This is a genomic window from Streptomyces sp. NPDC033131, from assembly GCF_055578365.1.
In genome coordinates, this window is record NZ_JBVIPA010000040.1 from 65,756 (window position 1) to 92,657 (window position 26,902).

Below are 26,902 nucleotides of genomic sequence, written 5' to 3' on the forward strand. Positions count from 1 at the left end.
GGTGTGGCCGGCGTCGTCTGCGGTGTGGGATCCGTCAGGGGATTGCTTCAGGGACTGGTGTGGAGTGGGCCGTACGGCACGAGTGCCCCGTGCCGTACGGCGGGTGGCCGGTCACGAGCGGGGGATGATCGTGACCGGCCACGTTCGGTCAGGAGGCGGCCGCTCGCGGTTCCCCGGTCAGGGGACGAGCACGACCTTGCCGAGCTGGGCCCGTGCCTCCATCAGTTCGTGTGCCTTGACGGCGTCCTCGAGCCGGAGCCGCTCGTGCACGACCGGACGCACCTTGCCGGTGGCGATCATGTCGAGCAGGTCTCGCTGACCGGCCGCGATGGCCTCGGGCCGGTTGTAGAGCATGGCGTACAGGGCGAATCCGGCCACGGTCTTCATCCGGCTGAGCATCAGCGGGTGGATGGGCTGGATGTCGCCGCTGGCCGAGCCGTAGAAGACCAGCCGGCCGAACTGGGCGGTGAGGGCGACGCTCTTGGTGAGGATGTCCCCGCCGACGGTCTCCAGGACGACGTCCGCGCCCCGGCCGTCGGTCGCGGCCTTGACCTGCTCGTCCCAGTCGTCGTCGGTGTAGTTGACGGTGACGTCGGCGCCGAGTTCGCGGACGAAGTCCAGCTTGGCCTGCGTACTGGCGGTGGCGATCACCTTGCCGGCGCCCATCGCCTTGGCGATCTGCACGGCGAGGTGGCCGACGCCCCCGGAGGCGGCGTCGATCAGGATCGACTCGCCGGGCTTGAGCTGGCCGGCCTCCTTGATGGCGTGGTACGCGGTCTGCGCCGGGCTGGGCAGCAGGGTCGCCTCGGCGGCGTCCATGGTGTCCGGGATGGCGATGGCCCAGGCGGCGTCGGCGGTCACGTAGTCGGCGTAGGCGCTGTGGTCGACGTCGACGACGACGCGGTCGCCGACGCGGAGGTTGGTGACGCCTTCGCCGAGTGCCTCGACGATGCCGGCGACGTCACCGCCGGGGGCGCCGGGCAGGGTGGCGTGGCCGCCGATCGGGATGCCCTGGCGGCGTTGGACCTCGGCGAACGTGACGCCGACGGCCTCGGAGCGGATCAGCACTTCGCCCGGTCCGGGCTGCGGCTTCTCCGCCTCTTCGACACGCAGCACCGAGGGGGCCCCGTGCTCGTAGTGGCGGACGATTCGCATGGTGTTCTCCCAACTAGGAAGTGTTTTCGAGCCGCGATGGTCGCTGCGGCTCCGCCCAGGGATCCGGGTTACGGGTTGATCGTGTTGCCGAGGACAATTACATGCTTCAATGCATGTGTTTGTCAATGTGCATATCAATGCTGGGTGCAGATTCCGGCCGGATCAGAGCCGGGTCAGGATCTGACGAGGGCCGGATCAAGGCCGGATCAGGGAACGAGCACCACACGGCCGAGCTGGGAGCGCGCCTCCATCAGCTCGTGCGCGGCCGCGGCGTCCTTGAGCGGCAGCTCGGCGTGCACGACGGGACGGACCCTGCCGGACGAGATCATGTCCAGCAGCTCCCGCGCGCCCTCGGCCATGACGTCCGGCCGGCTGCCCATCACGCCCCACATGCTGAAGCCCATGACGATGCGGTTGTCGAAGATGTCGCCGACCTCGATGGCCGGCAGTTCGCCGCCCGCCGCGCCGTACACGACCGTCCGCCCGAACTGGGCGGTGAGGTTCACGCACTTGGTGAGGACATCGCCGCCCACGGTCTCCAGGGCGACGTTCACGCCCTTGCCGTCGGTCGCGGCCCGGACCTTCTCCTCCCAGCCGTCCACGCTGTAGTCGACGGTGACGTCCGCGCCGAGCGAGGCGGCGAAGGCCAGCTTCTCCTCGCCGCGGGCGGCCGCGATGATCTGACCCGCCCCGAGCGCCTTGGCCATCTGGACCAGCAGATGGCCGATGCCGCCCGCCGCGGCGGTGATCAGCACGGACTCACCGGGCTGGAGCTTCGCCGCCGTGACGATCACGTGGTAGGCGGTCTGGCCGGGGATGGGCAGCGAGGTGGCCTGACCGGCGTCGATCCCCTCGGGGACGGCGAACAGCCAGTCGGCTTGGGTGACCACGTACTCGGCGTACCCGTCGGCGGCCACGCCGGTGACCACCCGGTCGCCGACGCTCACCCCGTCGACGCCTTCGCCGAGCTGCTCCACGATGCCGGCGACGTCGCCGCCCGGCGAGCCGGGAAGGGTGGCGGGGCCGCCGACCGGGATGCCCTGCCGGCGTTGGCACTCGGCGAAGTTGACACCGACGGCCTCGGTGCGGATCAGCACCTGGCCGGGGCCCGGGACGGGCTTGTCGGCCTCTTCGACGTGCAGCACCGAAGGGGCGCCGAACTCGTGGTGACGGACGATGCGCATGGAAGTACTCCTCTTTGTCCTACGTATCGGGGGGTGGTGATGTGCGGGGGAAGCCGGCTGTCGTCGCCGAGGGGCGCCGAGGTCACGCCGCTTCGAACTCGACGAGGGAGCGCACCGGGCTCAGGGCGGTCACCCGGCGCAGGGAGAGCCCTGTCCTGGCCGCCAGTTCACGCAGCTGCTCGGTGGTGCGCATGCGCCCGCCCAGGTAGACGAGCATCCGCAGGTCCAGATCGGTCTGGTCGGTCTGCACGTCGAGCAGCCCTTCGAGGACCATGACCCGGCCGCCCTCGCGGACGGCCTCGGCACAGCGCCGAAGGATCTCGGCCGCCCGCTCGTCGGGCCAGTTCAGCAGGACGTTGGCCAGCAGATACACATCGCCGTCGGCGGGCAGCGGATCGAAGAAGCTGCCCGCCACCGCGCGGCAGCGCTCCTGGAGCCCGGCGGCCGCGAAGTCCCGCTCGGCCGCCGCCGCGGGCCCCTCCAGGTCGAGGAGGGTTCCCCGCGCGCCCGCGGTGCCGCCGACCACGGCCGCGAGCAGCTCGCCGCTGCCGCCGCCCACGTCGACGACATGCCGTACGTCCTGCCAGTCGCCCTGCGCCAGCAGCTCGGGGATCACCCACCGCATGCTCGCCGCCATCCGCCGGGCGAAGGACTCCGCGAGGGCGGCGTCCGACTCGACGTCCGTCCAGAACTCCCGGCCGTACAGCGCCGAGTAGACGGGGGTGCCGGAGCGCACGGCGTCGAGCAGCCGGAACACCGCGACCTCGCCCCGTCCGGTCGGACCGTCCAGCCGGAGCCAGTCACGGCCCGAGGCCGGGACGTCGTCGCGCAGCAGGGCACCGAGCTCGGTCGGTTCGTAGCCCTCGTCGGGGAGCGGGCGGTAGATCCCGGCGTTCACCAGGTGACCGAGGAGACGGCCCAGCGCGACGGGGTCCACGTCCGCCTGGTGGGCCAGCGTCTCGGCCGTGACCGCTCCGGCCGCCATGTGGTCCGAGAGTCCGAGCGTGGCGGCCACCCGGATCGCCATGGGGGTGATCAGATCGCTCTTCCTCAGTAACTCCTGCGACCACGGGGGACTGGTGGGGGTACTGCCGGCCGTGGTGGTGGGGGAACTGCTCACTGCGTCCTCTCACTACGGGAACGGGACGTGTGGGGGGAGGTGGGGGCGCGACGAACCGGGGGCCCGTCGTCAGACGGTGCCGAACCAGGTGGTGACGGCGGTGTTCAGCGACTCGCGCAGTTCCGCCTCCGGCATGTCCCGGTCGGCGGCCCAGGCGACATAGCCGTCGGGGCGGACCAGCAGACCGGCCAGCCGCGGTTCCTGGGCGCACGTGGCCCGGACGTGCTGGAGCCGTCCGGCCCAGGAGACGCCCGCGGCCCACTTCTCGTACACCTGGCCGATCTCCGGGCCGCCGCCCAGGTCGAGCAGCAGACCGGTGCTGCGCTTCAGGAACCTGGGCAGGGCCTTCGTACCCTCGTCGGTGTCCAGCTCCAGGTCACGGGCGAAGTCGCCGAGCAGCGGGTGCTCGGGGCCGTCGATCGGGTAGCGGACGGTGACGCCGCTGAGCATCTCGGCGAGGTACCGGTTCACCTGCTCCGTGCGCATGAGGTCGGTGAAGAGCTCACGCAGCGGCGTGACGTACGGGTCCGGGTTCATCAGCGCGATCTGCGCGCGGGTGTTGGCCAGTACCTTGCGGGCCGGTGCCTGGCGCTCGCGGTCGTAGCTGTCGAGCAGGCCCTCGGGAGCCCAGCCGTGCACGGTCGCGGCGAGCTTCCAGCCGAGGTTGAAGACGTCCTGGAGACCGAGGTTGACGCCCTGGCCGCCCACCGGGAAGTGGGTGTGGGCGGCGTCGCCCGCGATCAGCAGCCGGCCCTCGCGGTAGCGGTCGGCCTGGCAGGCGGAGTCGGTGAAGACGGAGAGCCAGCGCGGCGAGTGCGCTCCGAGGTCGCTGCCCCAGATCTCGCGCAGGCTGGCGGTCAGCTCGTCCAGGGTGAGTTCCGCGCCCGGCTCCCGCTCGGCCTGGAAGTCGAACGTGGACACCCGGTGGTACGTGTCGTCCAGCGGCACGCAGAACAGCAGGCCGCGGTCGGTGCGCTCCATGCCCATGGGGGCGTTCTCGCGGTCGGCGAGGATCACGTCGCCGAGCCGGGCGGTCACCCTGCCGCCGGTGCCCGGGAAGTCGATGCCGGCTTCCCGGCGGACCAGGCTGCGTCCGCCGTCGCAGCCCACGGCGTAGCCGGCGCGCAGGGTGTAGGCGCCGTCAGGGCCGGTCACCTCGGCCTCGACGCCGTCGGCGTCCTGGCGTATCGCGGTGACCTCGTGGCCCCGGCGGATCTCGGCACCGAACTCGGTGGCGCGCTCCTCGAGGAGCCGTTCGGTCCTGGTCTGCTCGGAGAGCAGGGCGTAGCCGTGCGCGCTGTCGAGGGTGGAGAAGTCGACCCACTCGTCGAGGCCGGCGAAGTGGCCGTTGTTCCAGGAGCGGGCCCCCTCGCGGAACCGTTTGAGCAGGCCGCGCCGGTCGAGCGACTCGAGGGAGCGGGCGTGCAGGCCGAAGGCCTTGGAGTGCGGGGTGCGCTCGGGCAGTCGCTCGAGCACCACGGCCCGGACGCGGGAGATGCGCAGTTCGGCGGCGAGCAGCATGCCGACGGGGCCGCCGCCGACGATGAGCACGTCGAAGTCGACGTCGGGGTCGTAGGCGATCTCGACGTCGCGATCGGATGTGTCGGTGGACATGGTGGGATTCCTCTCCGAGGTATATGTGGGTCAGCAGGTATATGCTTTACGTCATGCAGTCGATTGAGAGCATACAGATGCTCGTCTGCCGTAATCAACTCGCTTAGAATGCGGACATGGACACTTCGACCCAGCCCCCGCCGCGGGCAGCGGAACTGCTCGACGCCGTCGGCCCCGCCTTCTCTCGACTGCGGCGTGCGCAGGCGCTGAACGTCGAGAAGCAGGTGTCCCGCAAGGACTTCACCAGGACCCTGGTCCTCAACATCGTTCAGGACGGCCCGGACGAGGAGGGCCAGGAGATCACCGTCGGCGTGGTGGGCGAACGGCTGGCGGTCGACCCCTCCGTGGCCAGCCGGATGGTCTCCGACTGCATCTCCGCCGGCTACCTGATCCGCGCGGCCTCCCAGCGCGACGGCCGCCGTACGATCCTCCAGCTCACCCCGGAGGGCCACGAGACGCTCGCCCGTTTCCGCCGCCACCAGCGAGCGGCCTTCGAGCGCATCACCCAGGACTGGCCGGAGCAGGAACGCCTCGAGTTCGCCCGCCTGCTCATCAAGTACGTCGAGTCCGTGGGCGAGTTGCAGAACGACCCGGGCACCGCCTGAACCCCCCGGACGACTGAGCAGGGCCCCGGCACGCGGCCGGGGCCCTGCTCCCCTCCTCACCCTCGCGCGAGGACCCTCCGCAGTACCGCCGTCAGCGTCGCGGTCTCCGCACCGCCGGGGTCGGCGCCCGTCGAGCGCCAGGCGACGAACCCGTCCGGGCGGACCAGTACGGCGCCCTCGGGGCGCACCCCGCCGTAGCGCTCGGCCCAGCGGCCGTCCGGGTCGGACAGGGTGCCCGCGCCGCCGCCCGTGCCGGGCACCACGCGGCGCGCGGCGAGCTTCACCCCCAGCTCCGCCGAGGCGGCCACGGCGGCCGACATCCACTCCCGGCCGCGCTCCCCGGCCAGCAGCACGAACTCCCGCCCGAACAGATCGAGCGTGGAGACGGGTTCGCCGCCGCGCGACAGCTCCGCGTACGGCGCCCGGGTCCCCGGCGCACCGCGCAGCGCCCGCGGGTCGGAGGCGACCGGAAGGTCCGCGCTCCCCGGTTCCCCGACGACCGCGGCGGACCGGTACGCCTGCCCCGTCGTCACGGTCACCGCGTCCGCCGCGGCGGCCTGCTGCTCCGGGGTGGCGGTGCCGGACCGCACGGCGAGCTGCAGGGAACCCTGCCCGGCCGTGTAGACCGCCACGGGCCGCCGCTCGGCGTCGTACGTCTCGACGAGACCGGCCCCGGCGACGCCGTCGACCACCAGAGCGAGCTTCCAGGCGAGGTTGTGGGCGTCGGCGATACCGGTGTTGGCTCCGTAACCGCCGGTCGGCGGCACGACATGGGCCGCGTCCCCGGCGAGCAGCACCCTCCCGTGCACGAACCCCTCGGCGACCTGCTCCGCCATGTCCCAGGGGAAGCGCGAACGGATCGTCACCTCGACCCCGGGCGCTCCGATCGCGGCACCCACCAGCTCGGCGCAGCGGGCGTCGGTGAAGTCCTCCAGGCTCTCTCCGTCCTCGGGCCGGTACCCGACGATCAGCGTGCCCCCGGTCAGCGTGTCGTCATGGACGAGGATCCCGGTGACCTGGGGATTCTTCACGTGGACCACGCTGTAACGGCGCTCCCCCAGCACGGGCCGAAGATCCGCGCCGAACGCGATGCTCACATGGCGGGACAGCACCCCGCGCCCCTGCCGGGGCACCTTCAGCGCCTCCCGCACGGTGCTGCGCGGCCCGTCGCAGGCGACCAGGTAGGAACTGCGGAACGTGCTGGTGCCGGCTCCGTCGCCGAGGACGGCGGTGACCCCGTCCGGGTCCTCCGCGAAGGACAGCAGTTCGGTGCCGAACCGGAGGTCGGCGCCGAGTTCGACGGCACGGTCCCGCAGCAGCGGCTCCAGCCGGTCCTGCGGCAGCAGGAGCAACCGGGACGGGGTGAGATCCACGAGCTCGTCGTCGCCTTCCAGCTCCTCCTTGCTGAACAGCACCTCGCCCGCCAGGGAGGTCACCCCGGCCCGGGTGCGGTGCGTCGCGAAGCCCGCGGCCTCCCGTACGGCGGCCTCCTCGACCCCGGCCTGACGCAGCAGCTCCCCGGTCCGGGGGTAGTAGCCGACGGCCCGGGGGTGGATGGAGGTGCCCGGATGCCGCTCCACCAGGGTGCAGCGGATCCCGTGACGGGCGAGGAACACGGCGGCGGACAGCCCGACCAGGCTGCCGCCGACGATCAGGACGGGCGCGTTCGACACGGGTGCGCTGTCGTCGTGGGAAGTCATCGCGGAGTCCCTCTCTCGGCTCTGGACTGGTTCTCGGCCGGGCGCTTCGCCCGGGTCTTCCGGCTGTCGGTACGGATGCCGGGCCCGCTCACGGAGTCGGCAGTCCGGCCTTGCCGAGCGCGAGGTAGTCGACGACCTCCCAGTGCTCGGCCACCTTCCCGTTCTCGATCCGGAACTGGTCGCAGGTGCGCATCTCGAGGGGCAGACCGGAGGGTCCGCCACCGCTCCAGGCGCCGGTGAGCGTGCCGGTCCAGGTCACGAAGACCATCACCCGGTCGTCGGCGGCGACGAGGTGGTCCACGGTGGTGACCAGGTCGGGGAAGGCCGCGAGGTTGTCGGCGAAGAACGCCTTGAAGGCGTCGAGCCCGTCCGGCACCGCGTCCGTGCGCATGTTGTGGTGCCGGTAGTCCTGGTGGTAGTAGCGCTCGGCGAGGTCCAGCCGGTGTTCGCTGAAGACGTCGCGGTACGCGCCGAGCACCAGCTCCGCGTTGGCCCGCTCGGTGTCGCTGTGCTGTCCGTGCAGCCCGGGAGCGGCCGGCTGACCGCTCTGCGGCGGCCCGTAGGCCACGCCGTGCGCGGCGAGCACGTCCCGGTCGACCACGTTCCAGTGCTCGGCGACCCGGCCGTCCCGCAGGCGGTACAGCTCGGCGGTGTGCAGCCTGAGCTCGGCTCCCGCCCGGGTGCGTCCGGTCCACGTGGCGAACAGCATCACCCGGTCGTTGTCGGCCACCAGGTGGTCGATGTCGGCGCGCAGGCCCCGGAACTCACGGTCCGGCGTCTTCCAGTCCGTGGGATCGTGCTCGGTGAAGTCGGCGTGGAAGAAACGGCCGGCCTCCTCGAAACGGTGCTCGCGGTAGAGCGTGCCGTACAGATCGCGGACCAGCTCGGCGTTGCGTGTGCGCCGGCCGGCGGGGCTCACAGTGGTCATGGGTTCCTCTCGGATCGGATCGGCTCGGATCGGCTCGGATCGGCTCGGATCAGCTCGGATCAGCGGGGGACGGCCTGGGACGACGGCCCTCTGGCGCTCAGGCCTTGAGCGCGTACGTCGACCAGTAGGAGTCGGTCTCGAAGCCGAGCTTCTTGTTCAGCGCGACCACGGCCGTGTTGGCGGTGTCGTTGAAGACCTGGACCAGGGCGAGGCGGCCGTTGACCCGGGCCGCCCCCAGCAGCACTTCGGCCTTCAGCCAGGTGGCCAGGCCCCGCCGCCGGTGCTGCGGCAGCACCAGCGTCTCGCCGGCGTCCGCCATCGGGCTGTCCCGCACGAACAAGGTGCTGTACGCGACGATCACGGTGCCGTGCTCGGGCAGCGCCGCCACCACGTGCGGCAGGTGCCCGGCCCGCTCCGCCTCGGCCTCGCGCGCCCGTACGTCGCCGGCGGACGGGCGCCGCACCCGGGGCCGGCCGTTGACCCGCTCCTCCAGGGCGCTCCAGGCCCGCGCGTAGGACTCCACGAGGTCGTCGGGGCAGGGCCCGTGCCACGACACCAGCCGGTACCCGGGCACCGGCCGGGCCGCCGCGGCCTCCAGCACCGCACGGGCGGGGCCGGCCAACCGCAGCCGGTTGCGCACGCTCTCGCCGACGAGGTCCGCCCCGAGCTCCGCGGCGAAACGCTCACCGGCCGCCGCCCTGGGAGCGTCGGCCAGCAACAACGGCCGTCCCCGCTCCCGCAGAGCCGCCAGCCCCGCCGCCGCCAGGGCCCGCCCGGCCCCGCGCCGCCGGAAGCCGGGGAACACCCACAGCGAACCGTGCCCCGGCCCGTCCGGATCCCCCAGATCGAGGCCGAGCTTCAGCACACCGGCCGGAACGTCCCCGTCGAACGCCCCGAGCACGATCCGCTCCGTCCCGTGCCGCCGCTGGAACAGCCGCGCGAGCAGCGCCTCGGTCACCGGCGGATCGCCGGGCAGTTCCCGGCTCATGGTCTCCCGGAACCCGGGAAGCAGGGCGGCGATGGTCGACGGCGCGTCGCCGTCGAGGCTACGAATCTCCATGCGCCACACGGTGTCCCGTTGCTCTCGAAGCACCGTCGAGGACAACTCGACACCTGGCACGGGCGACGGGGCGGGCAGCGGTGAGCCCCGCCGCCCTCCGGGAAACCGACGTCCCAGGAGAGCCACGGGGCCCGGTGCAGCGGCGCGGAGACGGACCCGTCAGGCTCCGCCCGTCACCCGCAGGGTCTCGCCGTTGGTGTTGCCGTTGGCGGCGGAGCCGAGGAAGACAACGGCGCTCGCCACGTCCTCGGGTGCCGACATCCGCCCCGACGGCAGGCTCTTGCCCTTCTCCTCCAGAAAGCCGGGCGGCACGTGCGCGCGGACGGTCTCGGTGCTGGTCTGGCCCGGCACCACCATGTTGACCAGGATCCCCTCGGGCCCCAGCTCCCAGGCCAGACTCCGCATCAGCCCGAACAGCGCGGACTTGCCCGCGCCGTACGCCCCCGCGCCCGCCTTGCCGGTGTCCGCGAGGCCCGCGCCGACCAGCACGACCCGGCCCCACGGGCGCCCGCGCATCCACGGCAGCACCGCCTGCAGGGTGTGGAACACCGCCTCGACGGAGTTGCGCAGCACCTCCTGCCACTGCTTCGCCGGCACGTCCTCGAAGCGCGGCACCGGCCTGCCGGGACGCGGAATCGCCTCGCTCCACACCACCGCGTTGGCCACCAGCACGTCGATGCCGCCCCACTCCTCGGCGACCCGCTCCACCGCCTCCCGCATGCACCGCTCGTCCGCGAGGTCGTAGCGCACCACCAGCGGCGTGCCACCCGCCTCGGTCACCAGCCGGGCCGTCTCCCGGGCGCCGTCCTCGTTCGAGTGGTACGTGATCGCGACCCGGGCCCCCTCCTCCCCGTACGCCACGGCCGTCGCCCGGCCGATGCCCGAGGACGCCCCGGTGACCAGTACCACCTTGTTCCGCAGATCCGTCCTCATGACTCCACCTCGGTCGTCGGGGCACTGTGGCCGATGCTCTGGGCGTGCCGGAAGAAGTCCTCCGGGTCGTAGGCCCGCTTCACCTCGCGCAGCCGGGCCCGGTTCTCACCGAAGTACTCCGTCTCCCAGTCCTCGCCCACCCGGGAACTGGGGAAATTGATGTACGAGCCGCAGGCGAGCGGCGCCAGGGCCGCCGCCGCTCGGTCGGCCAGGGCGGTCAGCCGCGCCGGGGCCGCCGGGTCCGTCGCCGCGTCACGGCAGGCGAACTGATAGCCGATCAGGAACCGCGCGTCCCGGTGGGCGTAGGCGGTCGCGGTCCTCGGCACCCGGTTCGCCGCGCCGCCGAGCGCGATGCACAGCAGGTAGCGTTCCTGGCCGGCCGCGTCCAGCGTGGGATCCCACGCGTCGAGCAGCGCCGCCGACTCCGCACGGGTCGCGGCCCGACCGGTCAGCCGGTAGCTCTGCCGGGTGTACGGATGCCGGTGCCCCTCGGCCTCGGGCCCGGTACCGGTGCGATGGCACTGGGGCACGGTCTTCGAGCCGCACAGCGCCTCGTGCATCACCTCGGCGTAGTCGCCCGGCGGGCCGACCGTCCTGCTCAGCGGCTTGCTCCCGGCCCGTTCCACCAGTTCGTCCAGGCCGGCCCGCACCTCCTCGGCCGTCCCCAGGTGCACGCCCCAGACGCGGACCACGGGACGCCCGCCGGGCCCGAACATGCCGGGCAGCACCACCAGTGAGGTGCCGAGCTCGTCCGGCCCGTCGGCGGCCCACTCCTGCCAGGCCGTCAGCACGTCCACGGCGTCCTCGTACGCCCAGAGCGTCTCGAACCCGGTCAGCACGGCCGCGTCGACCGGGGAGACCTCGAACTCGGTGACGACCCCGAAGGTGCCCCCTCCGCCGCCGCGCAGCGCCCAGTGGAGATCGGGCTCCTCGACGGCCGAGCAGCGCACGGTCCTGCCGTCCGCGAGCACCACACGCGCCGCGGTGACCCGGTCACTGCCCAGCCCGAAGCTCCTGGTCTGCCAGCCGATCCCGCCGCCGGTCAGGAACCCGGCCGCACCGACCGTCGGAAACGTCCCGGTGACGATCTGCCGGCCCTGGGTCCGCAGGGCGTCCAGCGCGTCCAGCGACTGGACGCCCGCCCCGAGCCGCACCACGGGCCCCTCGGCCACGGCGTGGTTCATCCGGGACAGGTCGACGACCAGTCCCTCGCCCGTCGACCAGCCGTTGAAGCTGTGGCCGCCGCCCCGGACGTGCAACCGCAGCCCCTGGTCCCGGGCATGGCGCACACACAGCGCGATGTCCCGCTCGGAGGCGCAGTACGCGACGGCGTGCGGCTCGATCGTGTCGTACTCGGTGTTCTGGATCTGTCTGGCCAGGGCGAAGCCCGCATCGTCCGGCAGGACCAGCTCGCCGCCGATACGGTCCCGCAGCGCCGCCGCCCGCATCAGTCGTCGATGCCGAACTTGCCGGCGGTCACCTTGGAGCCCGCGTGGCCGCGCAGCTTGGTGCCCTGCGGGTCGAAGAACTCCGCGCCGCCGGCGCCCTGCCACTCGGTGTCCGAGACGAACTCCCCCGACACCCGGACATGGGCCTCCCCGACGTGCTTGCCCTCGGGGTCGGCGGCCAGGATGTGGAAGCCGTACTCGAAGGTGTCAGGGCCCGTGGAGCGCCAGGTGCCGAGGCCGATGTTCTTGGTGTTGAGCTGGGTGGAGACGACCGAGCCGTCCGACGAGAAGGAGACGAGTCCGGGAACGGCCTTTCCGTCGTCGTCCAGCCGCGTGGTCCAGGTACCGATCAGACGTACGTCGCTCATCACAGTTCTCCTCGGGAAGGGGGATGGTGCGGCCAGGCTTCCGGCCCGCTCTGGAGGGGCGCTCGAGATGCCCTGTAGGTGGGCGGCCCGTCCTCGACAGGACGGCACACGGGGCCGAACTCCGGATGCCACAGGCCGGCCACATGCGTGGAGCCGAGCGCGACCAGAGCCCGGTACGCCGGCCGCAGGCAGTAGCGCACCAGCCCCCGCCACACGGCCCCCGGCACGGTGCCGCGGTCCTTCTTGTCGGGATGCCCCTCGGGCAGGAACGCGGGATTGAACGGACGAAGGGACACGACGCTCCTCGGTGTGAGTTCTGAGTCCTGGGTCCTGAGCCCTGGGGACGGGTCAGGCCGCGCAGACGGCCATCTCCACGCCGCCGCCGAAGGGCAGCGGCAGCGAGACGTAACCGCTGCCGGGCACCCGGATGTGGGTCAGGAACTCCGCGCCCCGCGCCGGAACGTCACGGACGCCGTACGCCACCACCACCGCTCCCGGCAGCATCCGGGGCTCCACCAGCTTCAGCAGCGTCAGGAAGGACTCCGGCAAACCGCCGAGCACCAGCAGGTCGACCGGCCCGGGAACAGCCGGCAGCAACCGCTCCGGACTGCCCGTGCGCACCTGCGCGTACCGTCCGAGCCCGGCCTTCTCGACCGCCGCCGCGGCCACCTCGGCCCGTACGGTGTCCGGCTCGCAGCACACGACCCGGCCCCTCCCGTTCTCCCGCAGCGCCGCCGCGATCCACGCGGTGGACGACTCGTCCGGACAGCCGGCCTGGAGCACGTTGAGCGGCCCGGCCGCCAGCACCAGTTGCCGGAGAAGGGTCGCGGTGCCGGCTTCGCGGAAGGGCCCGGCATGGGATTCGGCGGAAGACACGGTGGAACATTCGGCATCGGGCATGCGGAACTCCCCGTCACGAGTGTCGAGACATTCGAGATCTCCTGGCCGAGCGTTCCAGACCCCGCCCCCACGGGCGACGACCCTGGACCACGTCCCGAGCGAGCCTCCAGCCGCCCTCCAGCCCCCCGCACCCAGCTCGTTTTCAGAGCCCAGCTCATCCTCTGATACGCTGCTGCAGCGACGTCACCCCAGCTGACGAGCCCCTCCGCACTCACCAGTGAGAGCGGCGGAAACTCGGTGGGGACACGCAAAACCTTGTGGGACACTGGGTTCACCGGTTCGCACAACAGCAAGGTCCTGTGGAGCAGTTTGGAGTGCTCGCCACCCTGTCAAGGTGGAGGCCGCGGGTTCAAATCCCGTCAGGACCGCTGAGGTTTCCTCGGAAACCTCGTGGCTGGGTAGCTCAGTTGGTACGAGCGATCGCCTGAAAAGCGATAGGTCGCCGGTTCGATCCCGGCCCCAGCCACAGGCAAGGCCCCGATCTTCGGATCGGGGCTTTCTTGTATGTCGTACTCCCCTCCGCAAAAGCGTTCGCCACGATTTTCCCCGGGATGAGATCCTGGACCGCGTATGTCTACGCACCCCGCCCCCGGCGCCTCCGCTCCGGGCACCCCCGACCTCGGCGCCCTCGCCCCCCGCCTGACCGAGCTGGCCCTGCGCGACGCGCACCGGCTCGGGCGCAGGCTCGAAGGCGCGCGCCGGATCCGTAAGCCGGAGGCTCGTGCCGCCGTTCTCGCCGAGATCGAGGCGGAGGTGGCGAAGGCCGAGGAGCGGATGAGCGCCCGGCGCGGACGGGTGCCCGCCGTCAGCTACCCCGAGCAGCTGCCCGTCAGCCAGAAGAAGGACGACATCGCGGCGGCCATCCGTGATCACCAGGTCGTGATCGTCGCCGGAGAGACCGGCTCCGGGAAGACGACCCAGATCCCCAAGATCTGCCTGGAGCTGGGGCGGGGCGTCAAGGGCATGATCGGGCACACCCAGCCCCGCCGGATCGCCGCCCGTACCGTCGCCGAGCGGGTCGCGGAAGAGCTCGACACGCCGCTCGGCGAAGCCGTCGGCTGGAAGGTGCGGTTCACCGACCAGGTGAACCCGCAGGCCACCTTCGTCAAGCTGATGACGGACGGCATCCTGCTCGCCGAGATCCAGACCGACCGCGAGCTGCGCGCCTACGACACGATCATCATCGACGAGGCCCACGAGCGGTCCCTCAACATCGACTTCCTGCTGGGATACCTGGCCCAGCTGCTGCCCAAGCGGCCGGATCTGAAAGTCGTCATCACCTCGGCGACCATCGATCCCGAGCGCTTCTCCCGGCACTTCGGCGACGCCCCGATCGTCGAGGTCAGCGGGCGGACGTATCCCGTGGAGGTGCGGTACCGGCCCCTGCTCGAGGACGACGCCGAGGACTCCGACCGCGACCAGATCACCGCGATCTGTGACGCCGTCGAGGAGCTGCAGGCCGAGGGCAAGGGCGACATCCTCGTCTTCCTCTCGGGGGAGCGGGAGATCCGCGACACCGCGGACGCGCTGGAGAAGAAGAAGTACCGGTTCACCGAGGTGCTTCCCCTCTACGCCCGGCTCTCGCACGCCGAGCAGCATCGCGTCTTCCAGCAGCACACCGGGCGCAGGATCGTTCTGGCCACCAACGTCGCCGAGACCTCCCTCACCGTCCCGGGCATCAAGTACGTCATCGACCCCGGCTTCGCCCGCATCTCCCGCTACAGCCACCGCACCAAGGTCCAGCGGCTCCCCATCGAGGCGATCTCGCAGGCCAGCGCCAACCAGCGCAAGGGCCGCTGCGGGCGCACCAGCGACGGCATCTGCGTCCGCCTCTACAGCGAGGAGGACTTCGAGGCCCGCCCGGAGTTCACGGACGCCGAGATCCTCCGTACGAACCTGGCCTCCGTCATCCTGCAGATGACCGCCGCCGGCCTCGGCGACATCGAGAAGTTCCCCTTCATCGACCCGCCGGACCACCGCAACATCCGCGACGGCGTCCAGCTCCTGCAGGAACTGGGGGCGTTGGACCCGGCGCAGAAAGACGTACGCAAGCGGCTCACGGACACCGGCCGCAAGCTCGCGCAGCTGCCCGTCGACCCGCGCCTGGCGCGCATGGTCCTGGAGGCGGAAAAGAACGGCTGTGTCCGCGAGGTCATGGTCATAGCGGCCGCGCTGTCCATCCAGGACCCGCGCGAGCGCCCCGCCGACAAGCAGACCCAGGCCGACCAGCAGCACGCCCGGTTCCGGGACGAGACCAGCGACTTCCTCGCCTATCTCAACCTGTGGCGGTACGTCCGTGAGCAGCAGAAGGAGCGAGGCTCCTCCTCCTTCCGGCGCATGTGCAAGCAGGAGTACCTGAACTTCCTGCGCATCCGCGAGTGGCAGGACATCTACTCGCAGCTGCGGACCGTCGCCAAGCAGATGGGCATCCATCCGAACGACGAGGACGCGGCCGAGCAGAGCGTCCACGTCTCCCTCCTCGCCGGTCTGCTCTCGCACGTCGGCATGAAGGACGTGAAGGACGGCAACAAGAACGAGTACCTGGGCGCGCGGAGCGCCAAGTTCGCGATCTTCCCGGGCTCAGCCCTCTTCAAGAAGCAGCCGCGCTTCGTGATGTCCGCCGAACTCGTGGAGACCTCCCGCCTCTGGGCCCGCGTCAACGCCAAGATCGAGCCCGAGTGGGTCGAACCCCTGGCCGAGCACCTGCTCAAGCGGACGTACAGCGAACCACACTGGGAGAAGGACCAGGCCGCGGTGATGGCGTACGAGAAGGTCACGCTCTACGGCGTCCCGATCGTCGCCCAGCGCAAGGTCAACTACGGCCGGATCGACCCGGAGACCTCCCGCGAGCTTTTCATCCGCAACGCCCTGGTCGAGGGCGACTGGCGCACGCATCACAAGTTCTTCGCCGACAACCGCAGACTCCTCAGCGAGGTCGAGGAGTTGGAGCACCGCGCCCGGCGCCGGGACATCGTGGTGGACGACGACACGCTCTTCGACTTCTACGACGAGCGGGTACCCGAACACGTCGTGTCCGGCGCCCACTTCGACTCCTGGTGGAAGCACAAGCGGCACGAGCAGGGCGACTTCCTCGACTTCGAGCGCGAGATGCTCATCCGGGAGTCGGCGGAGGCGGTCACGAAGGACGACTATCCGGACTCGTGGCGGCAGGGGCCGCTCAAGTTCCGGGTGACGTACCAGTTCGAGCCCGGCGCGGACGCCGACGGTGTGACCGTCCACATCCCGCTCCAGGTCCTCAACCAGGTCACCGACGAGGGCTTCGACTGGCAGATCCCGGGCCTGCGGGAAGAGCTGGTCACGGAGCTGATCCGGTCCCTCCCGAAGCCGATCCGCCGCAACTACGTGCCGGCACCGAACTTCGCGAAGCGCTTCCTGGACACGGCGGCCCCTCTCCAGGAACCGCTCACCACCACCATGGCGCGTGAACTCAAGCGCATGGTCGGGGTCCCCTTCACCGCGGACGACTTCGACTGGTCCAGGGTCCCCGAGCACCTGCGCATCACCTTCCGGATCGTCGACGAGCGCCGCCGCAACCTGGCCGAGGACAAGGACCTGGAGGCGCTGAAGCTCCAGCTGAAGCCGAAGGCGCGGCAGGCCCTCTCGCAGGCCGCGGCCGCCACCGCCGAGCGGCAGGGCGGCGAGTCCCTGGAGCGCAGGGGCCTCACCGACTGGACGATCGGCTCCCTCACCCGCGTCTTCGAGACCCGCCGCGCCGGCCAGCCGGTCAAGGCGTACCCGGCGCTGGTCGACGACGGGCCGACGGCGAACACCGTCTCGGTACGGCTCTTCGACACGGAGGCCGAGCAGGCGGAGGCGATGTGGAAGGGCATGCGGCGGCTCATCCTGCGCAACATCCCGGTCAACCCTGCGAAGTTCGCGAGTGATCGTCTGACGAACGCCCAGAAGCTCGCCCTGTCCGCGAATCCGCACGGCTCGGTCCAGGCGCTGTTCGACGACTGCGCGATGGCGGCCGCGGACAAGCTGATCGGCGACTTCGGTGGGCCGGTGTGGGACGAGGAGTCGTACCGCAAGCTGTACGACAAGGTGCGCGCGGAGATCGTCGACACGACGGTCCACGCGGTCGGCCGGGTGGAGCAGGTCCTCGCCGCCTGGCAGGCCTGTGAGCGCCGCCTGAAGACCGTACGGAGCCCTGTGCTGCTGGCGAACCTCCAGGACGTACGCAGGCAGCTGGACGCCCTGGTGAAGCCCGGCTTCGTGACGGAGGCGGGCATACGGCGTCTCCCCGACCTCATGCGCTACCTCGTCGCCGCGGACCGCCGCCTCCAGCAGATGCCGACCGGCGTCCAGCGGGACACCACCCGCATGGAGAAGGTCCACGAGATGCAGGACGAGTACGCCTGGCTGCTCGAGCAGATGCCCCAGGGCCGCCCGGTCCCGTCCTCTGTCCTGGACATCCGCTGGATGATCGAGGAGCTCCGTGTCAGCTACTTCGCCCACGCGCTCGGCACGGCGTACCCGGTCTCCGACAAGCGGATCGTGAAGGCGATCGACGCCGCCGTGCCGTAACGGCACCTGCACACCGGGTGAGTTCGACCAGCGGGCTCACCCTCCTGTAGAGTCTCTTCTCGCAGCGCAACGCAGGAATCGCACTGCGAAACCTGGTCCTGTGGAGCAGCTTGGAGTGCTCGCCACCCTGTCAAGGTGGAGGCCGCGGGTTCAAATCCCGTCAGGACCGCAGTAGAAGAAGAGAGAGCCCGGGTCTTCGGACCCGGGCTCTCTCGCGTCCCCGCCGCTCTCTGCGGGCTCCTCGCGCCCCCCTGCGGTCTTGACGCCGTCACTTTCGCTCGGTACCCAGAAACCAGGGCCCGCTTCCTTGCGGCCCCCTGGAGGTGGGGTATGACGGCATCGGTCAGGCACGAGACTCGGGCATTGCTCCGTGCGCACCTGTCGGCCGCTTCCTCCTACCGCCATCTGACGCGCCACTGCCCGATCTGCCATCGCCTGCTGCGGCTGGCGATGGACGGCGCTCCACGGACCGCACAGACGTCCGAGGAGAGCGTCGAGGGCGAGCGGCCCGCGAACGCGTGAGTGTCGCCCGGCCCAACACCCGCTCCGCCGTGGGACGGTGACAGGGCCGGAAGGTGTGCCTCCTCTAGCGCACACGAGGCACGGGCGACAAGGACTCTGGCATGTGACGGGTGTCACCGCATGAGTTTTTGAAAGTGCGGTACTTACCCCTCACCTACAACTGGTCAATTTAATATGTGCAATTGCACCAGTGGCAGCGGACGCCCACAGGAGATCCGACACCCCTCCCCAGACTCCGACAAGCCCGCTCACAGACCCGCCCCGCCGACCACGCCATGAGCACAAAAAAGATCGCGCTGGACCCGGCGGAGTCCAGCGCGATCGACGACGCACCCTGTCACTGCTTGCGAAGCCTGGAGGGGCTTGGGCGTGGGCTCTGTTGGGGCAGAGCCCGCGTCGCTTGGAGCTAGGGGCCCGGGCGCCGCGGCAAGTTGGGGTACCTGCCGGTTTTGCCCGGATATTCAGTTGTTCAGGCCTCGCTACGCTGCTGCGGGATACCCGCGAGCAGCGCACGGACCTCGGCCTCGCGGTAACGGCGATGCCCGCCGAGCGTGCGGATCGAAGTGAGCTTGCCGGCCTTCGCCCACCGCGTGACCGTCTTGGGGTCGACGCGGAACATCGTGGCGACCTCAGCCGGGGTCAGCAGCGGCTCGGCATCAGGGGTGCGAGCGGTCATGAGCGGCCTCCTCGGGAGAACCGAACCTTCTCGGTTCTTTCCTCTAAATTCTGCACCTTGACCCGCGTTGCCCGAAATGGCGGACGCGAGTCGAGTCGGTTATAGGACGAACGGCTTGTCCTCGGCACTACAACTACACCATCTGTCCAGCCGCGTCGGCCAAACCGATGGAATTGCCCCTCCAGGTGTTCATCAGCGACGGAAGCCGATGGACCATGCCATAGCGGACAGTCACGACACTGTGACGATCAGTCACAGGACGATCAGGAGTCATCAGACCCCCCAAAGCGTGCAATGCTGAGATTCCGCCCCGTACTGAGACAGAACGGGGCGTACGGAGTTCCCCCGGACTCCTTGTCCTATTTTGGCATGAGGAGGGGCAAGGGGCGCAAGGGCCGCGTACGTGCGGTCCGTCACGCTTGGCAGTAAAGGCCCCGGATCGGGACCAACGTCCCTTGTTGACGAAACCTCAGGACACCGAGGACAAACCTCGGTCCGAGGACGAAACCCCAAAACGGGCGTCAGGTCAAACGTCAGTTCGTGACCTACGGCACGTTCAGTTCGCCGACCGGCGGTTCCGCACCGACCGCCACCGCTCCACGAGCCGCGCGTACGCCTCGCCCGCCGCGACCCCGTCACCGCTGCGCAGCGCCGCGATGCCCTCGGCCACGTCGGCCGCCGAGTGGTCGTCCTCCAGCTCGCCGGCCGGCAACGTGTGCACCAGGCCGCCGTAGTCCAGCTCCACCAGCGAGCGCGGGTGGAACTCCTCCAGCCAGCGCCCGACGTCCACCAGGCCGTCGATCAGCGGCCCCTCGTCCATGGCCTCCTTGAGCGCCCGCAGGGCCCGGGCCACGCGCCGCCGGGCCTCCACCATCGGCGTCCGGTACCGCAGCGCCGGGGGGACCTCGCCGGAGCCCTTGTCGAAGCGGCGCTCCTCGTCGGAGACCAGCACGAACCAGCTCAGCGGCACCTGCCAGGTCGCCGTACGGATCCACGGCCGCGCGTCCGGGTTGCGGGCCAGCCAGCGTTCGTAGTCCAGGGCCGCCTGGCGCCGTACGACCTCGGGCAGCACCGCTTCCAGGACCGTGCCGGGAAGCTCCTCGCCGAGCTCGCCCAGGGCCTGCCAGCCGCGCAGCCGGGTGCGCCAGGGGCACACGCACACCACCCCGTCGACCTCCAGCACGAACGCGTCGCCGCTCTCGTGCACCGGCACCGCGATGGGCGGGGTGGGCAGCAGATCGGCCAGGGAGCGGCGGAGTTCGTCCTGGTACGAGGGACGGTCGGGGCGGCCGGCGTAGCGCGCCCAGTGGTCGCGTTCCGGCTCCGGGAAGGCGGCCAGCGGCTCGTACACGCGCAGATAGGTCGTGTACGGGACGATCACCGAGGACACCTTGGGCACGCCTGCTCCCTCCCCCTCCGACTGCCGGGAAAACCTGCGAGACCCGCACAGCAGCGAGCGGGAAAATCATGCAAATCGTCGCACGGACGTACTCCGGGAGGAGGTCTTCCCGAGCACTGCGCGGCGCCCGGGGACACCCAGGCCCTAATCTCATGCTCACAGCCCCCGCCACCCGTACGGGAGCTGCCTCCGACCGCCGCTCTTTACTTCAGGAGTCACCACAGTGACCGACGTAACCGGCGCACCTGCTGATGTACTGCACACCCTGTTCCACTCGGACCAGGGTGGCCATGAGCAAGTCGTGCTCTGCCAGGACCGTGCCAGCGGTCTCAAGGCCGTCATCGCGATCCACTCCACCGCCCTGGGCCCCGCGCTCGGCGGTACGCGCTTCTACCCGTACGCGAGCGAGGCGGAGGCCGTCGCCGACGCGCTGAACCTCGCCCGCGGCATGTCGTACAAGAACGCCATGGCCGGTCTCGACCACGGCGGCGGCAAGGCCGTGATCATCGGCGATCCGGACCGGCACAAGAGCGACGAGCTGCTGCTCGCGTACGGCCGGTTCGTCGCCTCGCTCGGCGGCCGGTACGTCACCGCGTGCGACGTCGGTACGTATGTCGCCGACATGGACGTCGTCGCCCGGGAGTGCCGCTGGACGACCGGCCGCTCGCCCGAGCAGGGCGGCGCCGGCGACTCCTCCGTCCTCACCGCCTTCGGCGTCTACCAGGGCATGCGCGCCTCCGCGCAGCACCTCTGGGGCGACCCCTCGCTGCGCGACCGCCGGATCGGCGTCGCGGGCGTCGGCAAGGTCGGGCACCACCTGGTGGAGCACCTGCTCGCCGAGGGTGCCGAGGTCGTGATCACCGATGTGCGCGAGGAGGCCGTACGGCGGATCCTCGACCGGCACGCGTCGTCAGTGACGGCCGTCGCCGACACCGAGACGCTGATCCGCCTCGAAGGGCTCGACGTCTACGCCCCGTGCGCGCTGGGCGGGGCGCTGAACGACGACTCCGTGCCGGTGCTCACCGCGAGGATCGTGTGCGGCGCGGCCAACAACCAGCTCGCCCACCCGGGCGTCGAGAAGGACCTCGCCGACCGCGGGATCCTCTACGCGCCGGACTACGTGGTGAACGCCGGCGGGGTCATCCAGGTCGCCGACGAGCTGCACGGGTTCGACTTCGAGCGGTGCCGGGCGAAGGCCGCGCGGATCTTCGACACCACGCTGGCCATATTCGCACGTGCGAAGGCTGACGGGATCCCGCCGGCCGCCGCGGCCGACCGGATCGCCGAGCAGCGGATGCACGAGGCCGCCGCGGCCCGCCGGGCGCGATGAGATGACGCGCGCGGCCATCTCGCGGGTTTGACCGGTACCCGTCGGCGCACTCTTAGAGAGAACTCTCACGTTCGTCGGCGGGTCGGCCGCGAAAAGGTGGTTAAAATCGCGGTTGACCAGCGAGGAAGGGGCACCTCGCGGGTTCTGGGTCCGGGCACGTCCTGTGGGCGACGTACCGTATGGGCGTGGGCTCAGGTACCGTGGATGCCCTACGGACCGGTCTCTCCACGGAGAGTCCGTTCCAGATCATGAACGCGTGTCAAGACTCTGGGGCCGTCGAGCCCCGTCACCGAGGGGGTCGAGCCATGGGGCGCGGCCGGGCCAAGGCCAAGCAGACGAAGGTCGCCCGCCAGCTGAAGTACAACAGCGGCGGGACTGACCTGTCGCGTCTGGCCAGCGAGCTGGGCGCTTCGACTTCGCATCAACCTCCGAACGGCGAGCCGTTCGAGGATGACGAAGACGAAGACGACCCGTACGCCCAGTACGCGGATCTGTACAACGACGACGATGAGGACGAGGACGACGAGTCCGGTCCCGCGTCGCAACGCCGCGGCGCTTGACGATTAGCTCTGCGTGACCCGGTCCAGCGGCTTCCACCGCCGGACCGGGTTTTGCTCTGCCCTCGTCAGGATCGGACGTCGTGGGGATCCGTAGGAATCAGACGGCGTAGTCGCCGACCATCTCCGCGCCCGTGGCGTGCTCGCCGCGGTCCGTGATCTCACCCGCGACCCATGCCTCGACCCCGCGGTCGGCGAGGGTGGCCAGGGCCACGTCCGCCGAATCCTCCGGCACGATCGCGATCATGCCGACGCCCATGTTCAGGGTCTTCTCCAGCTCCAGCCGCTCGACGGAGCCGGTCCGGCCGACGAGGTCGAACACCGGTGCCGGGGTCCAGGTGGAGCGGTCGACGATCGCGTGCAGGCCGTCGGGGATGACGCGGGCGAGGTTGGCGGCGAGTCCGCCGCCGGTGACGTGCGAGAAGGCGTGCACGTCGGTGGTGCGGGTCAGTGCCAGGCAGTCCAGCGAGTAGATCTTGGTGGGCTCCAGGAGCTCCTCGCCCAGCGTGCGGCCGAACTCCTCGATCCGCGCCTCCAGCGACAGGCCGGCCTGGTTCAGCAGGACGTGCCGGACGAGCGAGTACCCGTTCGAGTGAAGACCGGAGGCCGCCATGGCGATGACCGCGTCACCCGTACGGATGCGATCCGGGCCGAGCAGGCGGTCGGCCTCCACCACGCCGGTACCGGCGCCGGCGACGTCGAAGTCGTCGGGGCCCAGGAGACCGGGGTGCTCGGCCGTCTCGCCGCCCACCAGGGCGCAGCCGGCGAGGACACAGCCCTCGGCGATGCCCTTGACGATGGCGGCGACCCGCTCGGGGTGGACCTTGCCGACGCAGATGTAGTCGGTCATGAACAGCGGCTCGGCGCCGCACACCACGATGTCGTCCATGACCATCGCGACCAGGTCGTGGCCGATGGTGTCGTAGACGCCCAGCTGGCGCGCGATGTCGACCTTCGTGCCGACGCCGTCCGTGGCGGAGGCGAGGAGGGGGCGCTCGTAGCGCTTGAGGGCGGAGGCGTCGAAGAGGCCGGCGAAACCGCCGAGGCCGCCGAGGACCTCGGGGCGCTGCGTCTTCTTCACCCACTCCTTCATCAGTTCGACGGCGCGGTCGCCCGCTTCGATGTCGACGCCCGCCGCTGCGTAGCTGGCACCAGTTGTCTCAGACATGACGGTGAGAACTTTCGTGTCGTACTGCAGGTGAGCAGGTGTAACGGCTTGACGGGCCGGGGTTCGCGGACTGGGCTTGACGGGCTGTCTACGGGCGGCGGATCGCGTCGGCCGCGGCCGTGGCGGCGGGCCCGGCGGCCAGCTCCGTCTCCAGGAGCTGCTTGCCGAGGAGCTCGGGGTCCGGGAGGTCCATCGGGTACTCGCCGTCGAAGCAGGCGCGGCAGAGGTTCGGCTTGGCGATGGTGGTCGCCTCGATCATGCCGTCGATGGAGATGTACGAGAGGGAGTCGGCGCCCAGCGAGGTGCCGATCTCGTCGATCGTCATGCCGTTGGCGATGAGCTCGGCGCGGGTGGCGAAATCTATGCCGAAGAAGCAGGGCCACTTCACGGGCGGCGACGAGATCCGGATGTGGACCTCCGCCGCGCCCGCCTCGCGGAGCATGCGGACCAGGGCGCGCTGGGTGTTGCCGCGCACGATCGAGTCGTCCACGACGATCAGGCGCTTGCCCCTGATGACTTCCTTCAGCGGGTTCAGCTTCAGGCGGATGCCGAGCTGACGGATCGTCTGGGAGGGCTGGATGAACGTACGGCCGACGTACGCGTTCTTCACCAGACCCGCGCCGAAGGGGATGCCGGAGGCCTCCGCGTAGCCGATGGCGGCGGGGGTGCCGGACTCCGGAGTCGCTATCACCAGGTCGGCGTCGACCGGGGCTTCCTTGGCGAGCTTGCGGCCCATCTCCACGCGGGAGAGGTACACGTTCCGGCCCGCGATGTCGGTGTCGGGGCGGGCCAGGTACACGTACTCGAAGACGCAGCCCTTGGGCTTCGCCTCCGCGAATCGGGACGTGCGCAGACCGTTCTCGTCGATCGCGATGAACTCGCCCGGCTCGATCTCCCGGACGTAGGCCGCGCCGCAGATGTCGAGGGCGGCGGACTCGGAGGCGACGACCCAGCCGCGCTCCAGGCGGCCGAGGACCAGCGGGCGGATGCCCTGCGGGTCACGGGCGGCGTAGAGGGTGTGCTCGTCCATGTAGACGAGCGAGAAGGCGCCCTGGACCTGCGGGAGGATCCGGATGGAGGCCTCTTCGATGGTCAGCGGCTTGCCGTCGTCGTCGACCTGGGCCGCGAGGAGCGCGGTGAGCAGGTCGGTGTCGTTGGTGGCGGCCACCCGGGTGGACCGGCCGTTGGTGTCCTTGGGGAGGTCGGCGACCATCTCGGCGAGCTGCGCCGTGTTGACCAGGTTGCCGTTGTGGCCGAGCGCGATGGAGCCGTGCGCGGTGGCACGGAACGTCGGCTGGGCGTTCTCCCACACGGAGGCACCGGTGGTCGAGTAGCGGGCGTGACCGACCGCGATATGACCCTGGAGCGATCCGAGCGAGGTCTCGTCGAAGACCTGGGAAACGAGGCCCATGTCCTTGAAGACGAGGATCTGGGAGCCGTTGCTGACCGCGATTCCCGCGGATTCCTGGCCCCGATGCTGGAGGGCGTAGAGCCCGAAGTAGGAGAGCTTGGCGACCTCTTCGCCCGGAGCCCAGACACCGAAGACGCCGCAAGCGTCCTGGGGGCCCTTCTCACCGGGGAGCAGGTCGTGGTTGAGTCGTCCGTCACCACGTGGCACGTTCCCGAGTGTAGGCGAGGTCGTCCACTGGTCCGAATTGGGGAACGTCCGGCGCTGAGCTGCGGTAAAGGATCACCTGCCGACGACTGCGGTGACGATCTCGTCGTTTGCGCTGGTCAGCGTGAGAGTCCGGTGATCCACTTCGTAGCTCACGGTGCTGTCGAAGAGGCGCAGCAGCTCCTTCTCGACGTTCATGAGTGAGGCGTCGCACATCATTCGGGTGGTGGACGGAGCGCCGAGGGTGATATGTCCGTCGCTGACGGTCGCCGGCGCGTTCACCTTGTTGCAGCCGAGGCTGCCGGAGACCTTGCCGGCCTTCTTGTCGAAGGTGAGGTGGGCCCTGCTCTTGGCAGCGGGGGAGGTGACCTGCCACTTCGTGCCGTAGAGGGAGGCGTCGGTCGTCCTGGTGAGGTTGACGCGGTCGCCTGCCTCGGTGGTGAGGGTCAGGTGTCCGTCCTCGACCTCGGTCTTGAGGGCGCCGTCCACGAGCGTGCGCGACAGGGTCCGCTCGAACTCCATGGGCTTGCCCTCGCAGGCCATCTCGGTGGTCATGGCGTCGCTGAGCCTCAGGCTGTCGCCGTCCATGGCGGCCTTGGCGTTGAAGTGGTTGCAGCCGTAGTTGCCGGCCGCCTTGCCGTCGGCGATCTCGACGTGCGCATCCGAGGGGGCGGTGTGGGTGGTGCCGTCGACGGTGACGCTGTCGATGCTCCAGTGGACGCCGGTGACGGCCGGTGCTGCGCTCACGGAGCCACCGTCGGCCTTCTCGCTGCCGCAGGCCGCGGCGAGCGGGACGAGGGCCACGGCCGCGGTCGCGGTGAGGGCCAGTCGCTGCTTCGGCCGGTGCTGCCGTGTGTCCCTCGGCGTGACTCGCGGCCTGTCCTTCTGCGTGTCCTTCTGCTTGTACATGCCGATTCGACGGGGCGGGTGGGGTGGTTGGTTCCCCTCTGCCGCCGTTCGGCCGCCGGTCAGCCGCCGTCAGCTCAGCAGCGGCAGCAGTCCGCCGAGGTCCGCCCGCTCCCCGCTCGCCCTGACCTTCGCCTCGTCGAGCGCGTCCTTCCAGGTCAGGCGCCCGGTGGCGAGGCGGATCCAGGTCAGCGGGTCGGTCTCGACGACGTTCGGCGGGGTGCCGCGGGTGTGCCGGGGCCCCTCGACGCACTGGACGACGGCGTACGGCGGGATCCGTACCTCGGTGGAGCCGCCGGGGGCCTTGGCGGCGAGCGCGTCGGCGAGGAGGCGGGTGGCTGCGGCGAGGGCCTGGCGGTCGTGGGGGATGTCGAGGCCGGGGACGGCGGCGTTCAGGTCGTCGGTGTGGACGACGAGTTCGACGGTACGGGTGACCAGGTAGTCCGCGAGGCTGATGGCGCCGGTCCGGGTGGCGAGGAGGCGGGCCGCGGGTGCGCTCGCGAGGGCTTCCCTGAGCCGCTGTTCCGTACCGGCGTAGAGGACGTCGAGGTCGGGGTTGGCCCTTGCCAGCTCCTTCGTGTCCTCGGCGAGGCCGGCGGCGCGCACGGCGGTCGCGAAGGGCCAGTCCAGCAGAGCGAGTTCCGCCTTGGGGGGCTCCGGGCGCCGAAGGTTCCGGCTGACCGTCTCGACGGCCATCGTGAGGTGCGCGGCCAGGTCCTGCACGGTCCAGTCGCCGAGCCGGGTGGGGGCGGCGAGCTGGTCGGGGCTGAGAGCGAGTACGGCGTCTCGTACGTTCCCGAACTGGGCGAGCACGGCCGTGCGGATCCTGGCGGGGTCATAGGCGCGGGGGCGCTTCTTGGCCGGTGGCATGCAGGTCAGCCTAGGCGGGCTGCGATGTCGTCGCGGGTGCCTCGAACGTCTCGCGGTTGCGGGGGACGCCGATTGCGCGAGCGGCGGTCCGGCCGCACCCCGTCATCCGTGCCCGGCAACTTCAGGTCCGGGCAGCCGCAGCACACACGTTGACGTACTTCCGCCCACTCCGCGCGCAAAGGCCCCGTCCTCCCCCTGGAACCTTAGGTTCTAGCGATCGTCGCAACACCCCCAGTTCAAGGGGTTGCGATGTTCGAGATCCGCAAGACCCGGACGGTGGCTCAGGGCCGCAGGAA

The 26,902-nt window shown here is 70.6% G+C and carries 23 protein-coding genes and 3 tRNA genes; 8 read left to right on the plus strand and 18 right to left on the minus strand.

What is annotated here, in order from left to right:
- Positions 1–177: 177 nt before the first annotated feature.
- The 4 genes from ACZ5XS_RS36410 to ACZ5XS_RS36425 form a co-directional block, all read right to left on the minus strand.
- Positions 178–1,155, minus strand: a complete 978-nt coding sequence (locus ACZ5XS_RS36410) for a quinone oxidoreductase family protein (RefSeq protein WP_468658705.1) — start codon at positions 1,153–1,155, stop codon at positions 178–180.
- Between the two features lie 206 nt (positions 1,156–1,361).
- On the minus strand, positions 1,362–2,339 hold the full coding sequence (locus tag ACZ5XS_RS36415; protein WP_468658707.1) for a quinone oxidoreductase family protein: 978 nt from the start codon (positions 2,337–2,339) through the stop codon (positions 1,362–1,364).
- Between the two features lie 82 nt (positions 2,340–2,421).
- Positions 2,422–3,459 carry a methyltransferase gene (locus ACZ5XS_RS36420; RefSeq protein ID WP_468658709.1) on the minus strand — a complete coding sequence of 346 codons (1,038 nt, stop codon included), beginning with the start codon at positions 3,457–3,459 and terminating at the stop codon, positions 2,422–2,424.
- A 69-nt stretch (positions 3,460–3,528) separates the two neighbouring features.
- Positions 3,529–5,073 (minus strand): FAD-dependent monooxygenase, encoded by a 1,545-nt coding sequence (locus tag ACZ5XS_RS36425; RefSeq protein ID WP_468658711.1) that lies wholly within the window; start codon positions 5,071–5,073, stop codon positions 3,529–3,531.
- Positions 5,074–5,189: 116 nt separating this feature from the next.
- Here ACZ5XS_RS36425 and ACZ5XS_RS36430 point away from each other — a divergent pair, with 116 nt between their 5' ends.
- Positions 5,190–5,678 carry a MarR family winged helix-turn-helix transcriptional regulator gene (locus ACZ5XS_RS36430; protein ID WP_468658713.1) on the plus strand — a complete coding sequence of 163 codons (489 nt, stop codon included), beginning with the start codon at positions 5,190–5,192 and terminating at the stop codon, positions 5,676–5,678.
- A gap of 56 nt (positions 5,679–5,734) precedes the next feature.
- Here ACZ5XS_RS36430 and ACZ5XS_RS36435 read toward each other — a convergent pair whose 3' ends face one another.
- The 8 genes from ACZ5XS_RS36435 to ACZ5XS_RS36470 all read right to left on the minus strand — a co-directional run bounded on the left by ACZ5XS_RS36435 (position 5,735) and on the right by ACZ5XS_RS36470 (position 12,991).
- Complete coding sequence (locus tag ACZ5XS_RS36435; protein ID WP_468658715.1) at positions 5,735–7,378, minus strand: FAD-dependent oxidoreductase; 1,644 nt, start codon at positions 7,376–7,378, stop codon at positions 5,735–5,737.
- Between the two features lie 88 nt (positions 7,379–7,466).
- On the minus strand, positions 7,467–8,306 hold the full coding sequence (locus ACZ5XS_RS36440; protein ID WP_468658717.1) for an ester cyclase: 840 nt from the start codon (positions 8,304–8,306) through the stop codon (positions 7,467–7,469).
- A 97-nt stretch (positions 8,307–8,403) separates the two neighbouring features.
- Positions 8,404–9,366 (minus strand): GNAT family N-acetyltransferase, encoded by a 963-nt coding sequence (locus ACZ5XS_RS36445; RefSeq protein ID WP_468658719.1) that lies wholly within the window; start codon positions 9,364–9,366, stop codon positions 8,404–8,406.
- A 159-nt stretch (positions 9,367–9,525) separates the two neighbouring features.
- On the minus strand, positions 9,526–10,299 hold the full coding sequence (locus tag ACZ5XS_RS36450; protein ID WP_468658721.1) for an SDR family NAD(P)-dependent oxidoreductase: 774 nt from the start codon (positions 10,297–10,299) through the stop codon (positions 9,526–9,528).
- Entirely contained in the window at positions 10,296–11,747 is a 1,452-nt protein-coding gene (locus ACZ5XS_RS36455) for an FAD-binding oxidoreductase (RefSeq protein WP_468658723.1), read from the minus strand. The genes ACZ5XS_RS36450 and ACZ5XS_RS36455 overlap by 4 nt, the downstream gene beginning before the upstream one ends.
- Entirely contained in the window at positions 11,747–12,115 is a 369-nt protein-coding gene (locus ACZ5XS_RS36460) for a hypothetical protein (protein ID WP_468658725.1), read from the minus strand. The genes ACZ5XS_RS36455 and ACZ5XS_RS36460 overlap by 1 nt, the downstream gene beginning before the upstream one ends.
- On the minus strand, positions 12,115–12,411 hold the full coding sequence (locus ACZ5XS_RS36465) for a hypothetical protein (protein ID WP_468658727.1): 297 nt from the start codon (positions 12,409–12,411) through the stop codon (positions 12,115–12,117). Before ACZ5XS_RS36465 ends, ACZ5XS_RS36460 begins: the two co-directional genes overlap by 1 nt.
- Before the next feature lie 52 nt (positions 12,412–12,463).
- A complete protein-coding gene (locus ACZ5XS_RS36470; protein ID WP_468658729.1) occupies positions 12,464–12,991 on the minus strand; it encodes an O-methyltransferase in 528 nt (175 codons plus the stop codon).
- A 317-nt stretch (positions 12,992–13,308) separates the two neighbouring features.
- Between ACZ5XS_RS36470 and ACZ5XS_RS36475 the strand changes: the two genes are divergently transcribed.
- The 5 genes from ACZ5XS_RS36475 (at position 13,309) to ACZ5XS_RS36495 (ending at position 18,085) form a co-directional block, all read left to right on the plus strand.
- Positions 13,309–13,383: transfer RNA gene (locus ACZ5XS_RS36475), tRNA-Asp, on the plus strand.
- Positions 13,384–13,407: 24 nt separating this feature from the next.
- Positions 13,408–13,481: transfer RNA gene (locus ACZ5XS_RS36480), tRNA-Phe, on the plus strand.
- 104 nt (positions 13,482–13,585) lie between these two features.
- A complete protein-coding gene (gene hrpA, locus ACZ5XS_RS36485; RefSeq protein WP_468658730.1) occupies positions 13,586–17,563 on the plus strand; it encodes an ATP-dependent RNA helicase HrpA in 3,978 nt (1,325 codons plus the stop codon).
- A gap of 94 nt (positions 17,564–17,657) precedes the next feature.
- Positions 17,658–17,732 (plus strand) — tRNA-Asp (locus ACZ5XS_RS36490).
- A gap of 161 nt (positions 17,733–17,893) precedes the next feature.
- Positions 17,894–18,085, plus strand: coding sequence for a DUF6274 family protein (locus ACZ5XS_RS36495; RefSeq protein WP_468658732.1), 192 nt, complete (start codon positions 17,894–17,896; stop codon positions 18,083–18,085).
- A 469-nt stretch (positions 18,086–18,554) separates the two neighbouring features.
- Here the strand turns inward: ACZ5XS_RS36495 and bldC are convergent, their stop codons facing one another.
- Both bldC and ACZ5XS_RS36505 read right to left on the minus strand, forming a co-directional pair.
- The gene (gene bldC / locus ACZ5XS_RS36500; RefSeq protein ID WP_003949541.1) at positions 18,555–18,761 is read right to left on the minus strand and encodes a developmental transcriptional regulator BldC; all 207 of its coding nucleotides are present in this window, start codon (positions 18,759–18,761) and stop codon (positions 18,555–18,557) included.
- A 556-nt stretch (positions 18,762–19,317) separates the two neighbouring features.
- Positions 19,318–20,160, minus strand: coding sequence for a DUF8083 family protein (locus tag ACZ5XS_RS36505; RefSeq protein WP_468658734.1), 843 nt, complete (start codon positions 20,158–20,160; stop codon positions 19,318–19,320).
- A gap of 223 nt (positions 20,161–20,383) precedes the next feature.
- Between ACZ5XS_RS36505 and ACZ5XS_RS36510 the strand changes: the two genes are divergently transcribed.
- Entirely contained in the window at positions 20,384–21,490 is a 1,107-nt protein-coding gene (locus tag ACZ5XS_RS36510) for a Leu/Phe/Val dehydrogenase (RefSeq protein ID WP_468658736.1), read from the plus strand.
- A gap of 305 nt (positions 21,491–21,795) precedes the next feature.
- The gene (locus tag ACZ5XS_RS36515) at positions 21,796–22,050 is read left to right on the plus strand and encodes a DUF3073 domain-containing protein (protein WP_468658738.1); all 255 of its coding nucleotides are present in this window, start codon (positions 21,796–21,798) and stop codon (positions 22,048–22,050) included.
- 97 nt (positions 22,051–22,147) lie between these two features.
- Here ACZ5XS_RS36515 and purM read toward each other — a convergent pair whose 3' ends face one another.
- The 4 genes from purM to ACZ5XS_RS36535 form a co-directional block, all read right to left on the minus strand.
- Positions 22,148–23,215 carry a phosphoribosylformylglycinamidine cyclo-ligase gene (gene purM / locus ACZ5XS_RS36520; protein WP_468658740.1) on the minus strand — a complete coding sequence of 356 codons (1,068 nt, stop codon included), beginning with the start codon at positions 23,213–23,215 and terminating at the stop codon, positions 22,148–22,150.
- 88 nt (positions 23,216–23,303) lie between these two features.
- Positions 23,304–24,833 carry an amidophosphoribosyltransferase gene (gene purF, locus ACZ5XS_RS36525; RefSeq protein WP_468658742.1) on the minus strand — a complete coding sequence of 510 codons (1,530 nt, stop codon included), beginning with the start codon at positions 24,831–24,833 and terminating at the stop codon, positions 23,304–23,306.
- A gap of 72 nt (positions 24,834–24,905) precedes the next feature.
- A complete protein-coding gene (locus tag ACZ5XS_RS36530; RefSeq protein WP_468658744.1) occupies positions 24,906–25,739 on the minus strand; it encodes an META domain-containing protein in 834 nt (277 codons plus the stop codon).
- Between the two features lie 69 nt (positions 25,740–25,808).
- On the minus strand, positions 25,809–26,606 hold the full coding sequence (locus ACZ5XS_RS36535) for a maleylpyruvate isomerase family mycothiol-dependent enzyme (protein ID WP_468658746.1): 798 nt from the start codon (positions 26,604–26,606) through the stop codon (positions 25,809–25,811).
- Between the last annotated feature and the right edge of the window lie 296 nt (positions 26,607–26,902).